A 14,780-nucleotide genomic window follows, 5' to 3' on the forward strand; every position below is an offset into this window, starting at 1 on the left:
CATGCCGCCGAACTTGCTGCGCCACAGGTAGTACGACGCCTCGCTGAAGCCATGCCGGCGGCACAGCTCCTTGACCGGTAGACCGGCCTCGGCCTCACGCAGGAAGCCGATCAATCTGCTCTTCGCTGAAACGCTTCTTCACGTCCAATCTCCTTCTCGTTGGGGATTGGACTCCAAAGTAGCCTGCTACTCAATTGCGGGGGGGGGGCGTCACCTTCCTCGACCCCGACAAGCGCAAGGCGGACTTCAAGCGCGAAGCCGATGCCATGGATGAAGTGAAGGCCTACATGAAGGAGCACCCGACCTATCACCCGGGGCATAACGATTGGGTGTTGGAGCCGTAGGGCTACGTGCGTAGCGGAGGCTCCGCCTGTGGCGGGGCTTCTTCTCTCGTCAGAAGATCAACTCACGCGCCAGCAGTTCGTCTCCTCCCGCGAACGGCCTACGTACATCTCTTGCAAATAGCTTGACGGGCAACTCAACCAGCGTCACGAGGCGCACGCCAATAAGAACTCAGAGCAACAGCGATCACGCGCCTCGATCCCGAGCTTGTGTCGACACGTTCTCTTCGGCCGCACCCTCATTTTCACGGACTTCTGCGCTACGCGCCAAGCCTCGCTCCATAACCGGCCTGAGCATAATCCATCGATGCGTGTAATCCCCTCTAGCTGTGATCTTTCAGTAGGTTGTTCATCCGGGGCGTCTCTGGAAGATGGGGGGTTACGAAGCCAACCCAGCCCCAGGAGCCCCGGATGAACCTGCATAAACATGCCCGATTGACGCCCCATGGTCGAGCGCTTCTGGTGCGTCGGGTTCTGCAAGAAGGATTGCGGGTAGCAGAGGCCGCGCAGGCGTGCGGTGTCAGTCCGCGCACCGCCTACAAGTGGCTCGATCGCTTCCGCTGCGAAGGGGTGGCTGGGCTGGTGGATCGCAACTCCCAGCCCGCGCGGTGCCCCCATGCGACGCCCGCATCGGTGACGGTGCAAGTGCTGGCGCGGCGGCGCGAGCGCCAGACCTATCGTCAGATCGGCGATGCGCTCGGGTTGAGTCAGAGCACCGTCGCCCGGATCGTTCGACGGGCCGGTCTCAACCGGCTCTCGGCCCTGGAGCCACCGCGTCCCCAGAACCGCTACGAGCATCCCAACCCCGGCGACATGCTGCACCTGGACATCAAGAAGCTTGGACGTTTCCGGCGTCCCGGACACCGGGTCACGGGGGATCGCACCCAGTCCAGTGACGGCGCCGGCTGGGAGTACGTCCATGTCGCGATCGATGACAACTCTCGGGTCGCTTTCTCCTGCATACAGAGAGATGAGCGGGCCATCAGCGCGGTTCACGCACTGATGGCGGCCCTGCGCTACTACCGGACTCTGGGCGTGTCCTTCGACCGGATCCTTACCGACAACGGTGCCTGCTATCGCTCTGCGCTGTTTGTCCGGGCCGTCCGGCGACTTGGCTTGAAACACCACCGAACGCGCCCCTACACACCGCGAACCAATGGCAAAGCCGAGCGCTTCATCCAGACCAGCCTACGCGAATGGGCCTACGCCCGCAGCTACGACACTTCCGACCAGCGGGCCGCTGAGCTCATTAACTGGTTGCACACCTACAACTGGCATCGACCCCATGCCAGCCTCGGCTACAACCCGCCTATCTCCAGAATCTCCATACCCGTGAACAACGTACTGGCTTTACACATCTAGCGCCACCCGCACGCAGACTGGGGTGTTGGGGCGGCGGCGGCTCAATGAAAAACTGGTACAGAAGTGGCCCAAGGATGGGGACCACAAGCAACAAGCCGCCTATCAACTTCTCGACAGCACTGCGACCGCTCCGCAAGAGCCTGACAACAAGGACCAGGCTTATAAGCCACGCAAGAACAGCAAGCGCGCGCATCATGCAATCCATAAGTACTCCAATCACGACGCGAGATGGCTATGACCAAATCTCCTTCGCACGATGCCGCCCGCCCCCAAAAAAAAGTTAGATGCCCGCATGAGGCGTTCTCCGCGCAAAGTGCCGCAACACTGTTCGAGTCTTCCTTGAACGCTTGGCGGCGCAGAAATTCCGACTTGGACTTAACACACGCTTCCGCCGCAACAGCCGCGCCAACCTCCCGGAACGCGGCTTCGACATCATCTATGTCAACGGAAAACTCGTACAGATATGAGAGCCCACCGTTGTCTATCACGCCCTTAGCCCACCAAGCAATGACAACTGCGCGCTCACATGCTGACAAGCTCGACATGCCGCCATCTGCCCGCGCTGCCATCTGCCCAAGGTACAGCCCCTCGACGAGATCGAAGTCGTCCGACTGATTTTCCATTGCGCTCCACCAACTCATCTGCTCCAGGCAGCCTGATGCCGGAAGGGACGATCACAGCCCCCAAAAGAAGTCCCGGACCGCTTTGCCTAACGACTCATTCCTGCACCCAGAACGAGAAATTATCCCGACCACGAAGCACAGAGCGAAGAGAGCCAGGACAAGCAAGAACATGAAGATCGACACCCAGCTCGGCAAGAACAGATGCAGAACCACAGCCACCGCTATTCCGAATGCGCCGAAGCACCACTTCGCCTGCCTGCCCAAATCACGCCCTCCAATTTCAAGTCCAGCGCTAGTACCACCCTTTCGAATTGAGCCATGCAACTACTTCAGGCTATCTAGCTTATCAACCTGCCGCCTGATCACTCCTTGAACATTGGAGGAATTGGTCGCGGTGCATATCGAGAACGACATACCCATCACACAGCTCCCTTAAAAACCTTGGCCTGCGCTCACCTCTTCCGAGATAATCTGAATCATATTTGAGAATGTAACGCCCACCCGAGGGTGTGCGAAGCGCGGCGACCCATACCTCCGAATCCACACCAGCACGTTCGATCGCAATCCAATAGGGCGCACCCCTCGCCTCCGCGTCCTGAGCACACGCCCAGGATACGTCTGTCGCACCGCCCAGAGGGACGAGGCCACATGCTCGAGCGTTAGGGCCGACCAGCATCTCCATCTCCTCTAGCAGGGGATTGCCAGCAGCACGCGCCCACCCCCATACCACAGGCCCAACGGATGCGACGATCAACAGAATGCGGAGTACGTGCATCATCAGTCACCAGATGAGAGCCACCGTTGAGGACCTATGACGCACCATAATCTCGAGGTTTCGTGAGTCCGCCCCATACACCGCTCTACTTCATCATCATTCCGAGCATCTCTCATGCAAATATAGCCATCGCGATCATAGGTGCGCCCAGCCACGCAATGAGATATTCCTCTACGTCTTGATGACTCGATATATTCGTCGTTCGCCTCCAATCCGAAACGCGACGCCCTGAACTCGGCCTCCCTCTCGATGATTGCTACACATTGTTCATAGCTCGGGCTTTGACCGCACACGGCCATGGCCAACGCCGGAATGGTAGAGGCAGTTCGAAAAGCACATGAAGATGCCGAAAGCGAACTTCGACGCGCCGAATCCGATCGAAGCGCTCGACGCCTGCAGGTTTGCCACAAAGCGCCAGCTATGCAAACAACGTGCTTGATCATTCCGATACACCCCGCATTCCACTGAGTGCGCGAACGCCCCCCCTTGAGCCCAGAGGATCATCAGCGCCTAGGGCGAATGCCAATGGGCCTTGTGGACCACCCTCCCATCCTCACCAAGCTCGACCGACCAAGCTTCAATTCCAAGACTGAGCCTGTTCTCGAACCATAGACGCTCTTTGCAACTGCCGCTGCAAGGCCTTGACGCATAGCGAGTGAACAGCTTTCTCGGCGGCTCGGCCACATCAGGGGCGCCTAGCGCTTGGACAACCGCATGACGATCATCCCCCAAGCTTACTAATCCAAATGCACGCGATTTGTGCTTGGACACCGAAGAACACGAGAACAGATAGGCAGCCATGAGCCCGACCAGGAACAAGATGACGACTCTCTCCATAACGCTACCCGCAAGATTGAGGTCTGGTACACACATCGGCAGGGCTCTCGGGATAGCGCCACCGCACGGGTAACGCCAGCGCACTATCCCTACTCCTAGCTAGGTTCACTTGTAGCCAATTGACCTGACTACAGACAGATCACTCTTTCTGACCCAATACTCCCCGCCGCCGCCAGTGACATTCTCGAAGGGCGGGACACGCCTCGACAAGAAGACGACGACATACAGCTCATCCGTCTGACTGACGCCCAGGTCATAGTTGCCTGGATTGCGGGAGAACGCCAGAAGCTTGATCGTGTCTTCGGAGATCGGATGCTCTGAATACTCCCTTTCGAAATCAGCCTCAAATCGCGCATAAGCAACAGCAGCTGCCTTAGCGACGGAAACACCATCAGCACTACGAGCGGTACTGGCGCACGACATCACTGCCCATAGCAGCACGATCAATACTAGGCCTCGATGTCCAGAAACCACTCGCCCTCCTTGACTCGCTATCACATGCCAACTTCGGTATCGAAGAAATCAACGAGACCTAGATCTGACGCAGCAGAGCCACTGCCCTGCTTTCGAGAAGCTCGGATAGGTCGCCGCGCTTTAGCGCGATCCCCAGCGCCGCCTCAAGCTCCGATCTCTGAATAGACTCTACCTTCAGAAATTGGAAGAGCTCCAGCAAGTAGACCATAGCGTCCGGCTCACCAGCGCAATACGACCTGGTCATCAGCTCGGCTGCCTCGGTCTTATCTCCGGAATCGAGCCTGTTCAGCCCGAGATTGAACAGCGCATACGCATTGTTCTGCTCAGCTGCCATTGTGTAGAACTCATCGGCCTTGGATTCCTCCAACCAAGAAAAATCTCCAGACTCAATGAGATATCCAATCGCCAAGTTCGCGTCAGAATCCCCGGCATGAGCCGCTTGCAAGAAGTGCTCATACGCCCGCTCGACATGGCCTTCCTCCATCAACTGCCAAGCCCGCGCAAAGGCATCGCTGTCCTTCGACATCCGCCCCCCCCTGTTCCCCTTGAACTCCGCGATCCTGCCCCGGATCAATGATCCATCTTCCTACCGCGGAGCGATAGCCGCTGCATGACAGCAACGAAACCGAACATCAATCCAAATCCCTCACCATGATGTCGGAGCCCATGAATTCGGATTGATCCAGCACCTTTTTGATGAATTACAGAGCAACCCGAATGAAGAGAAACGAGAACAACAAGAGGCTTACGAAGCCAAAGACCCTTTGCATCATGCGCTACTTGTCACCCCATAGATGCCCGAGGTGCGTCCAATGAACTTTAGATCGAGCCCCTCAATTCCCCGATCAACCAACCTGCCCGACCAGGATTCTCCTGCCCCTCACGTACAACACCCGATCACACCGCGAAGCCCCCGGGACGCGATAATGCATTATGAGACAGCATCGCCTCGTCGCCCGGCGCCGTCGTGAACCGACATACCGCAGTGCGTTTCGTCGACGATACGACAACCAGACGCGCGACACCATATGGTGGGGCAGCCGATACCTCTAAGGATCATTGGTCATGTGCACCGCGCGTTGATGCGCTCACACGCGCCCAGCACTGCGACAAACAGTCGCACCTGCTTCTCGCACACCCCCCTCTCAACCCCAAACGCACCCGGTAGACTTCCACCATGTCCGGGGGCCGCCGCTTCAAACGCGCATTCGCATGGCTGTCGCTGACGGCCACGCTGCTGCTCGCGTTGCTGCCGTCGGTCGGTCGACTCGCCGCCGCGCACCATGAGGCGCCGCGCACGGTCCTGATGGAGCTGTGCACGACGGGCAGCGACAAGCTCGTCAGCATGGTCGACCCATTCGCGCTGCTCGAGACGCCACCGCCCGCGCCGATGGACCACGGCGACATGCCGGACTGCGCCTATTGCCCGCTGCTTGCGACCACGCTGATCGCGGTGCTGTGGCTGGCGTGGTCGCTGGCACCGCCTATCGCCTCGCCCCTGCCCATTCTGCGCACGCGACGCGTTCTGGCACGGCATCCCTGCGGCCTGGGCTCGCGCGGACCACCGCTGGCGGCCTGATCCAAGCCGCCGCGACCTGACGGGTCGCCTCCTTCGTTGCGACGACCGCGCATTGCGCGGCGTCGTGCGTGCGCGCGTGGTCATGCCGCGCCGCACGCAACACCGGATCCTGCCCATGCTTCGTTCCACCCCGTTCGGGCCACTGTCGGCCCCCGACGCGCCGTGCGCCTTTCGATCGTATGCGCCGCTCGCCGTACTGACGGCGCTGGCGCTGTCGCCGCCCGCGCTCGCTCAAGCCCGTGCCCAGTCCGATCGCTCGCCCACCACACTCGACACCTTGCAGGTACGCGGCGAACGCCTGCGCACGCTCGATGCGCCGCAAGACACCGGTAGCCGCCTGGGCCTGACCCAGCGCGAGACGCCGGCCTCGCTGCAGGTGATCGACCGCGAAGAGATCGCCCGCAGGGGCGCGCGCACCACCCGCGAGGCCTTCGCGCTGGCGCAGGGCGCGATGGTCGGCAATGTGCCCGGCAATCCCGCGGTCGTGACTCTCCGCGGCTTCAGCGGCAACACCGTCTCGGTGCTGCACGATGGCGTGCGCCTGGGCGCGTCGACCTTCGTCACCCGCGACGTCGACACCTGGTCGCTGGACCGCGTGGAGATCCTGCGCGGCCCGGCCTCGGTGCTGTACGGCGAAGGCGCGATGGGCGGCGCAATCAACCTGGTCACGCGCCGGCCCAGCACCGATGGCACCGCGATCGACGGCATGCTCGGCCTCGGCAGCTTCGGCACGCGCCGTGCCGGCCTGGGCCTCAACCAGCCGGTCTCCGACACGCTCGCGGTTCGGCTCGACGCCAGTGGCCTGCGCGCCGACAGTCTCTACGACATCGAGCGCAACGCGATCGAGACGTCGACGCTGTCGGCGAGCGCGGCCTGGGCGCCACGCGAGACGCTGTCGATGCTGCTGTCCTGGCAACACGCGCAGGACAAGAGCACCGGTACGTATCAGGGCGCGCCGATGATTGCCATCGAGGACGCGATCGCGCCATCGCGCGTCGTGCGCAGCGCCGATGGCCTGGTGATCGACCGCGCACCCGCCACACCAACTACAACCCGATCGGCGCCTACAGCGGCGCCCGCAGCGACCTGCTGCGCTGGAACACCACACTCGCGCTGTCGCCGACCTGGCAATTGCGCAACGACCTGGCGCATTACCGCGCCGATCGCGACTTCGTCTACTCCGACGACTGGCGTTACGACCGCAGCACCGGCCTCTACGCCCGCGGCGTGCAGCGTGTCTTCCACGATCACCGCTTCTGGAATGAGCGGCTGGCCATGGCCTACGACGGCCCGCTTGCGGGGCGGCGCAACCGCTTCACCATCGGCTTGGAGATCAACGACACCGACTTCGTCAATCCACGCCAGAGTGGCGCCACCACACCGGTCACGCCGAACGCCCCCGCACTGGGCACATTTCCCAGTGCCGACTCGGGCGCCTATACCAGCGACCAGGTCTTCCGGACCGGGCTGCGCACGCGTGCACTGTTCGTGGAAGACGCCGTCAACCTCACGCCGCGCTGGCTGCTGATCGGCGGGGTGCGCTACGAGCGGATCGACCTCGACCGCAGCATCGACGACCGCATCAAAGGCACCCGGACGACGTTCGCGCCGCGCTACACACCGCTGTCGTGGCGCCTGGGCAGCGTGTTCGACCTGGGCGACCACCTGCAGTTGTACGGCCAGGTCTCCACTGCGGCCAGCCCGGTCTCGAGCATGCTCACGTTGCAGACCGCGTCGGGCCGCTTCGACCTGACCGACGCACGCGCAGCCGAAGTCGGGCTGAAGGCCGAGGCCTGGGAGAGCCGCCTGTCGCTGACTGCGGCCGCGTACCGCATCGAGCGCGACGGCATCCTGACCCGCGATCCGGCCAACCCGATGATCAGCGTGCAGGGCGGTCGCCAATCCTCGCAGGGCCTGGAGCTGGCAGCCGACCTGCAGGCCACGCGCGGCCTGCGGCTGGAGGCCTCGGCCACGTGGGGCCGCGCGCGCTTCGACGAACTGATCGAGGCCGGCGGCGCCGATCGCCGTGGCAAGCGCCCCAGCAACGTGCCCAATGGCACCGCCTCGCTCGCAGCCACGTATCGCTTCCCAGCCGTGCCAGTTTCGCTCGGCGCCAGCGGCCACCACGTCGGCGGCTTCTACACCGACAACGCGAACACCTACTACGTGCGAGGCCGCACGACCTTCGATGCCTGGGCCGGCTACGACTGGCCCCGCGTGTCGCTTGCGCTGCGGATGCGCAACGTCGGCGACGCCCTGTACGGCGAGTACTCCGGCTACCCGGCCACCCATGTCTACCTCGGCGCACCGCGCAGCGTCGAGATGACCCTGCGCACGCGGTTCTGAGCACGTCCATGGACAACTCCACCCTCACCCCGCACGCCGCTAACGACCGCTATCGCCTGTTTTGGCGCTGGCACCTCTATGCCGGCCTGTTCGTGGCGCCGTTCCTGCTGGTGCTCGCGGTCACCGGCGCGATCTACCTGTTCAACGACGAACTCAACGACGCGTTCTACCCGCAACTACGCTTCACCTCTGCGCCCTGGACCGCGCGCGTGCCGCTGGGCGAGATGATCGACGCCGCCCAGGCCAACACGCCCGACGCCACACCCACACGCATCGATCTGCCGGCCGACCACCTCCGCGCTGCGCAGGTGCATCTGCAGCTGGCCGACGGCGCAAGCCGCATCGCCTATGTCGACCCCGGCGATGGCACCGTGCTCGGCGTCCTCGCACCCGCGCGCACGCTGGTCGGCATCGCCGAGCGGCTGCACGGGTCGCTGATGCTCGGCACCTTTGGCCGCTACGTAATGGAGCTCGCCGCCTGCTGGACGGTGTTGCTGATCGTCAGTGGCCTGTACCTGGGCTGGCCGCGTGCGCAGGACGAGCGCTGGTGGCGTGCCGTGCTGCCGAAGCTTGGCAGCCGCGGCCGCATGCTCTGGAAATCCATCCATCGCGCGACGGGGCTCTGGGTCGCGCTGCTGGTGCTGTTCCTGGTCGCGACCGGCCTGCCCTGGGCGGTGTTCTGGGGCGGCTGGATTCGCGGCGGCGCCGAGCTCGTTGGGGAAGGCTACCCGGCGGTCTACCGACGCTATGCCGCGCCGCAGGCGCCGCAGGTCAGCGACGCCTTCAACGACGTGCCGTGGACACTGCAGCACGCACCGATGCCGGCCGCCGACACGACATCGGCCCACCACGGCCATGCCCCTCCTGCACCGCAACCCGGCGCGAGGCACTGGACGACAGTCGGCCTGGAACGCGCGATCGCCCACATCCGCGCCGCCCGCACCGACGACGAGTTGCGCGTGTTCCTGCCCAGCGAGGCGCGCGGCGCGTTGACGGCCTACACCTATCCCGCACGGCCGCAAGGGCAGGTCACTTACCACTTCGACCGCGAAGGCACGCTCCTGGTCAGTACCGGCTTCGACGACTACGGCGTCGTCGCCCAGGCCATCGAACTGGGCGTGCAGCTGCACATGGGCAACTACTTTGGGCGCCTCAACCAACTGGTGATGCTCGCAACCTGCATCGGCGTCGTCGTGCTGGTCGTGACCGGCACCACGATGTGGTGGCGCCGGCGCCCGCCCGGCCGCATCGGCGCACCGGGCGCAAGCGCACGCATCCCGACCCGCGTCCTGCTCGCACTGCTGCTGATCTCGGCCATCGCGCTGCCGCTGCTCGCCGCCTCACTGCTCGTGGTGCTCGCCTTCGACCGCTGGCTGCGCCCACGCGTCACGGCCTTGCGCTGGCTGCGATGAACCGCCCCTCACCTACCCCGCCACCCAGGAGACCCGTTATGACGTCCTTTCGCGCCACCGCACTGGCCACCGCCTTGGGATCGCTCGTCCTCGCCGCATGCGCGGATCGCACGCCTGTCCCGCCGCCGGGCGCCAATCACCTGACGATCCACGACGCATGGGTCAGGCAACCTCCGCCCGGCGCGCCCGTCGCCGCGGGTTACATGACCATCCACAACGACAGTGACGCGGCCGACCATCTGGTCTCGGCGCACACGCGCTTTGCCGAAGACATCGAGATCCACACCATGCGGATGGCGAACGGGATGATGCAGATGCGCCATCTTCCCGACGGCATCGCGCTACCGCCAAACTCGGACGTCGCGCTTGCGCCCGGCGGCCTGCATCTCATGCTCATGTCGCCCAAGCCGGAGCTTGCGCAGGCGAGCGAGATCCCGATCACGCTCGTCTTCGAACATGGCGGCGCCAAGACCATTCCCTACGTCGTGCGCAATCTGCGTGGTGATTCGACAAGCGGCCACCCTCATGACGACGTCTCGACGCCCCACACACCCGACGCGCACGCCAGCCACTGACGCCGATCAACGCCTGCGTCCCACCTTGGAGCCGACATGTTCAACCCGACACACCGACCGCGGCAGATCCCGCTCACCCTCGCAATCGCGGCATCGCTGCTCGGCATCTGCGATGCCACTGCACAATCCGCCACTGCGACATCCGGCGATCCCCCGCAGCCGGCCACGACACTGGACGCGCTCGAGGTCCGTGGCGTTCGTAACAGCCTGGAGACCGAACGGTCGCTTACGCCCGGAGGCGTCACCGTACTCGACGGCGACGAATTCCACGACCGAACCGTCAATCACATGGCCGATGCGTTGCGCTTCGTCCCTGGCATCTGGACCGAAAGCACCACAGGCGGCGATGCCGTCTACTTCTCCAGCCGGGGATCGAACCTGGACGCGACCCACTACGACGGCAACGGCATCAAGTTGTTCCAGGACGGCTTGCCTGTGACCACCGCCGACGGTAACAACCACAACCGGGCGCTCGACCCGATGTCGGCGCGACAGGTGGTGGTCGCACGTGGCGCCAACGCCCTGACCTACGGCGCAAGCAATCTGGGCGGCGCCATCGACTTCACCTCGCCCACTGCCCGCAACAGCCCCGGTCACCAACTGATGCTGACCACGGGCAGCCATGGGCTGCGCTACGGCAGGCTGACCCTGGGGGGCGTCTCCGGCGACTTCGATGCACAGCTGACCCTCGACGACAAGACCCGCCGCGGCTATCGCGCGCACAGCCGCCAGGACCGCACGGGCGTCTATGCCAACGCCGGGTGGCAACCGCGCGACGACTTCGAACTGCGCGCGTTCGCAACCTACATCGACAGCGATGAAGAACTCGCCGGCCCACTGACCCGAGCGCAGTTCGCCGACGATCCCTACCAGGCAGAAGCTGCCGCCATCACCGGACACTATCAACTCAACGTGCGCACCGCCCGGCTGGCCGTGAAAGGCGATTGGCGAATCGACGACCGGCAGCATCTGACATTCGGCCTCTCCTACGACGACCAGCACCTCTACCACCCGATCGTGGACAAGGTCATGGTCGACTTCGACGGCCCTGGCCCACTGCCGCCAGTCGAGGTCTTCAGCCTGCTCAAGAACAACGACCAGCGCACCGTCGCCGGCATGGCACGCTACAACATCCACTTGGGCAATCACGACCTGCTCGCCGGCATGAACCTGGCGACGACCAATGAAACCGGCGGCCTCTACCGCAACGACGGCGGACGCCGCAATGGCATGTCGACAGCCGTGGACAACCGCTCCGACAGCGTCGAGGTCTTTCTGGTCGACCGCTGGAGGCTTGCCGACGACTGGACGCTGGTCTACGGCGGCCAGGGCGTGTTCACCCGGCGGGACGTGCGCAACACCGACCTGGCAAACGGGATCGTGCGCAACCCACGCGCCGACTACACCGCCTTCAATCCCAGGCTCGGCCTCATTCGCCACCTCGATGGGCTCGGCGAGGCCTATGCCAGCCTGGGCCGCCTCTACGAAGCACCCACCACCTTCGAACTGGAGGACGATGTCCGCGGCGATGGCAGCACGCTCGACGCCATGCACGGCACCGTCGCCGAGTTGGGCCTGCGTGGCCAAACGACGTCGTCGAGCGGCGCAGCGCAGTGGCGCTGGGACGTCTCGATGTACTACGCGCGCATCCGCGATGCGATCCTCTCGATCGACGACCCCCACGCCCCCGGCACCAGCCTGTCGTCCAACATCGATCGCACCGCGCACGCCGGCCTCGAGGCGCTGATCGCCGCGCGCTTTGCCGCTGGCGACCACCACCACATCGAGCCACGCATCAGCGCCGCCTACAACGCGTTCTCGTTCGATGACGACCCACGCTACGGCGACAACACGCTGCCGGCCGCGCCCCGCTATGTCGTCCGCGGCGAACTGATGTACCGCCATGACAGTGGCTTCCACGCCGGCCCGACGTTCGACCTCATCGGCGCGCGCTACGCCGACTTCAGCAACCACTATCGGGTGGGCGCCTACCACTTGCTCGGCCTGCGTGCGGGCATCGAACGCGAGCGCTGGTCGGCATTCGCCGAACTGCGCAACCTCACCGACGAAGCCTACGTCGGGCAATTGACCGTTCGCGATCGCGCAGATCCGGGCGACGCCTTGTTACAGGCGGGCGAGCCGCGATCGGCCTACATGGGGGTTCGCTGGCGGTTCTGAATCGGCCCGCTCGCAAGGGCTCGCAACACGGATCGGGCGCTGTGGCCCCGATCCGTTCGTTGCCGCCATCGGCAGATCAACGCCTCGGCCCAGCGCAACGCCGGGGCGGTCACCGCACACCGCGGCGCGTCTATTTTGTAATGTTATTACATGATAAATTGGCGACCCCGCTCCGGCCCCGCACCGGCGCTGCCTCCCCGCCTGCAACGAGTCCCATGCCCGTCACCCTCCCACGCCTCACCCTGATCGCCGCCCTGTCGAGCGGCGCCGCCCACGCCCAATCGGTCGACACCACGATGGGCACCCTGCACGTCCACCAGACCCGCGGGCAGCTGACCGCACACGAAGTGCTGACGTCGGTCGACGTGCTCGGTGCCGAACGCATCGAAGAGCAGACCGTGGCGCAGAGCTGGGAACTGCTCGGCCAGATGCCGGGCATCCAGCTCACCGAGACCCGCCAGGGCGCCGAGTCGGGCAAGGTCAGCTTCCGCGCCTTCAACGGCGAGGGCTATCTCAATGCCATCAAGACCCTGATCGACGGCATCCCGAGCAACGTCAACAGCGGCAACCAGCGCTTCATCGACATGCTGTTCCCGCTGGAGATCGACTACATCGAAGTCGTGCGCGGCAGCAACGACCCGCGCTACGGCCTGCACAACATCGGCGGCAACATCAACTTCGGCACGCGCCAGGGCGGCACCTACACCGATGCCCGGCTGACCTACGGCAGCTTCGCCACTCGCCAGGCACAACTGGCCGTGGGCCGCGAACACGGCGACGTCTCGCAGAACTACTTCGTCGGCGCCCAGGCCTCGGACGGCTATCGCGACCACGACCGCTCGGACAAGTACACGCTGGGCGGCAAATGGTTCTACGGCAGCCTCGAGGACGGCATGCGCATCGGCCTGACCGCACGCGCCTACCGCCACCAGGCCGACGAACCCGGCTTCATGACCGCCGAAGAACTGCAGGCCGGCCGCCGGCGCTCGGCACGACGCAATGCCCACGACGGCGACGACCGCACCATGCGTCAGTTCGGCCTGCACATGGACCTGGCCCTGACCGACCAGCTGGTGCTGGGCACCAAGCTTTACCACAACCGTTACCACGACGACCGCCGCGTCACCTTCAGCGACCTGGCCACCGGCAACGCCCCGCGCCAGCGCCGCGTCTGGGACGAGGCGCAATCTGGCCTGCTCGCCACGCTTACCTGGGCCGCCCACCCGGCGCTCACCCTCGAAGCCGGCGCGAACTACGAGCAGCAGCACAACGGCTACGTGCGCGAACGCTTCGCCTACAGCCTGCCGACCGACTTCGACGCCACGCCCGCACGCGTCCAGAACGACGACCGCCACAGCTTCGACAACGCAGGCGCGTACGTGCAGGTGATCTGGCAGCCGGCTACGTCGCTGAAGATCGTGCCGGCTTATCGCGTCGACCGCTTCGACGGCGCCACCCAACTGCCCGGCGGCGTACGGGCGCCGTTGCAGGACTACGGCACGATCGGCCAGCCCAAGCTCAGCGTGGTCTACGGGTCCGATGCCGACACCAACCTCTACGCCAACTGGGGGCGCACCTTCCAGGTGCTCACCGGCAGCACGCCACCGGCCTACCTCACGCCCGGACAGGCGGCGATACGCCCCTCCACCAACACCGGCATGGAGGCCGGGCTGCGCTTCAGCCCGTTCGCCGGCACCCGCGGGCGCGTGGCGGTGTGGCAGCAGGATGCCGAGAACGAGGTCTCCAACATGCCCGCCACCGGCACGACCGTGGTGCTGGGCAAGACCCGCCGGCGCGGCGTGGACCTGCAGCTCGATGCGCAGATCGGCGAGCGCTGGACACTATGGGCCTCGCACGCCTACCAGGAGGCGAAGATCGAGCGCGACGGCCGCGCGCCCGGCGTGTCGATCGAAGGCAACGAAGTCGCCGCGACGCCCCGCACCATCAGCAACCTCGGCCTCGACTATCGTGCCACCGATGCCCTGCAGTTCGGACTGCAAGGCCGGGCGCAGGGTGACTACTACCTCGAGGAGCGGAACCTCACCGACAAGTTCGGCGGCTTCGCAGTGCTCGACCTGAGCGCCAAGCTCCGGCTCACCCCACGCACCAGCGTGGACATGCAGCTCCGCAACGTCACCGGTCGCGAGTACGTCTACGCCTGGTACGACAGCTTCTTCTGGGAAGAGGCCCGGCCCATGTTCTCGCCATCGGCGGGGCGGAGCGCGTTCGTGTCGGTGACGGTGAAGTTGTAGGGAAAACTGCGCGCCTCGCGACGCGC

At 64.7% G+C, this 14,780-nt stretch carries 9 protein-coding genes and 2 pseudogenes; 8 read left to right on the forward strand and 3 right to left on the reverse strand.

Annotated features, from left to right (window positions below):
- Positions 1-142: pseudogene (locus ABE488_RS12715) on the reverse strand (transposase); the annotation flags it as partial.
- A 610-nt stretch (positions 143-752) separates the two neighbouring features.
- Here ABE488_RS12715 and ABE488_RS12720 point away from each other — a divergent pair.
- On the forward strand, positions 753-1,703 hold the full coding sequence (locus ABE488_RS12720) for an IS481 family transposase (RefSeq protein WP_346448703.1): 951 nt from the start codon (positions 753-755) through the stop codon (positions 1,701-1,703).
- Between the two features lie 2,340 nt (positions 1,704-4,043).
- Here ABE488_RS12720 and ABE488_RS12725 read toward each other — a convergent pair.
- Both ABE488_RS12725 and ABE488_RS12730 read right to left on the reverse strand, forming a co-directional pair.
- Positions 4,044-4,385, reverse strand: a complete 342-nt coding sequence (locus ABE488_RS12725; RefSeq protein ID WP_346448705.1) for a hypothetical protein — start codon at positions 4,383-4,385, stop codon at positions 4,044-4,046.
- 85 nt (positions 4,386-4,470) lie between these two features.
- Positions 4,471-4,938, reverse strand: coding sequence for a hypothetical protein (locus ABE488_RS12730; RefSeq protein ID WP_346448706.1), 468 nt, complete (start codon positions 4,936-4,938; stop codon positions 4,471-4,473).
- A gap of 651 nt (positions 4,939-5,589) precedes the next feature.
- Here ABE488_RS12730 and ABE488_RS12735 point away from each other — a divergent pair.
- From ABE488_RS12735 to ABE488_RS12765, 7 genes and pseudogenes are all read left to right on the forward strand, one after another.
- Complete coding sequence (locus ABE488_RS12735) at positions 5,590-5,991, forward strand: DUF2946 family protein (RefSeq protein ID WP_346448708.1); 402 nt, start codon at positions 5,590-5,592, stop codon at positions 5,989-5,991.
- Positions 5,992-6,106: 115 nt separating this feature from the next.
- A pseudogene (locus ABE488_RS12740) lies at positions 6,107-6,586 on the forward strand (TonB-dependent receptor plug domain-containing protein); the annotation flags it as partial.
- Positions 6,587-7,077: 491 nt separating this feature from the next.
- Positions 7,078-8,337: a TonB-dependent receptor gene (locus tag ABE488_RS12745; RefSeq protein WP_346448771.1), complete on the forward strand. Its 1,260-nt coding sequence runs from the start codon at positions 7,078-7,080 to the stop codon at positions 8,335-8,337.
- Between the two features lie 8 nt (positions 8,338-8,345).
- Entirely contained in the window at positions 8,346-9,749 is a 1,404-nt protein-coding gene (locus ABE488_RS12750) for a PepSY domain-containing protein (protein ID WP_346448709.1), read from the forward strand.
- Between the two features lie 38 nt (positions 9,750-9,787).
- Positions 9,788-10,324, forward strand: a complete 537-nt coding sequence (locus tag ABE488_RS12755; protein WP_346448710.1) for a copper chaperone PCu(A)C — start codon at positions 9,788-9,790, stop codon at positions 10,322-10,324.
- Between the two features lie 36 nt (positions 10,325-10,360).
- Positions 10,361-12,502: a TonB-dependent receptor gene (locus tag ABE488_RS12760; RefSeq protein WP_346448712.1), complete on the forward strand. Its 2,142-nt coding sequence runs from the start codon at positions 10,361-10,363 to the stop codon at positions 12,500-12,502.
- Between the two features lie 215 nt (positions 12,503-12,717).
- Entirely contained in the window at positions 12,718-14,754 is a 2,037-nt protein-coding gene (locus ABE488_RS12765) for a TonB-dependent receptor (protein WP_346448713.1), read from the forward strand.
- Positions 14,755-14,780 lie beyond the last annotated feature (26 nt).

The organism is Luteimonas sp. TWI662, from assembly GCF_039673825.1.
Classification (GTDB): Bacteria; Pseudomonadota; Gammaproteobacteria; order Xanthomonadales; family Xanthomonadaceae; genus Luteimonas.

What these genes read in the sequence shown, in the direction of transcription:
- ABE488_RS12765 (WP_346448713.1), top strand. Translation starts at nt 12,718, where the DNA reads ATGCCCGTCACCCTCCCACGCCTCACCCTGATCGCCGCCCTGTCGAGC.
- ABE488_RS12755 (WP_346448710.1), top strand. Translation starts at nt 9,788, where the DNA reads ATGACGTCCTTTCGCGCCACCGCACTGGCCACCGCCTTGGGATCGCTC.
- ABE488_RS12760 (WP_346448712.1), top strand. Translation starts at nt 10,361, where the DNA reads ATGTTCAACCCGACACACCGACCGCGGCAGATCCCGCTCACCCTCGCA.
- ABE488_RS12720 (WP_346448703.1), top strand. Translation starts at nt 753, where the DNA reads ATGAACCTGCATAAACATGCCCGATTGACGCCCCATGGTCGAGCGCTT.
- ABE488_RS12735 (WP_346448708.1), top strand. Translation starts at nt 5,590, where the DNA reads ATGTCCGGGGGCCGCCGCTTCAAACGCGCATTCGCATGGCTGTCGCTG.
- ABE488_RS12730 (WP_346448706.1), bottom strand. Translation starts at nt 4,938, where the DNA reads ATGTCGAAGGACAGCGATGCCTTTGCGCGGGCTTGGCAGTTGATGGAG.
- ABE488_RS12750 (WP_346448709.1), top strand. Translation starts at nt 8,346, where the DNA reads ATGGACAACTCCACCCTCACCCCGCACGCCGCTAACGACCGCTATCGC.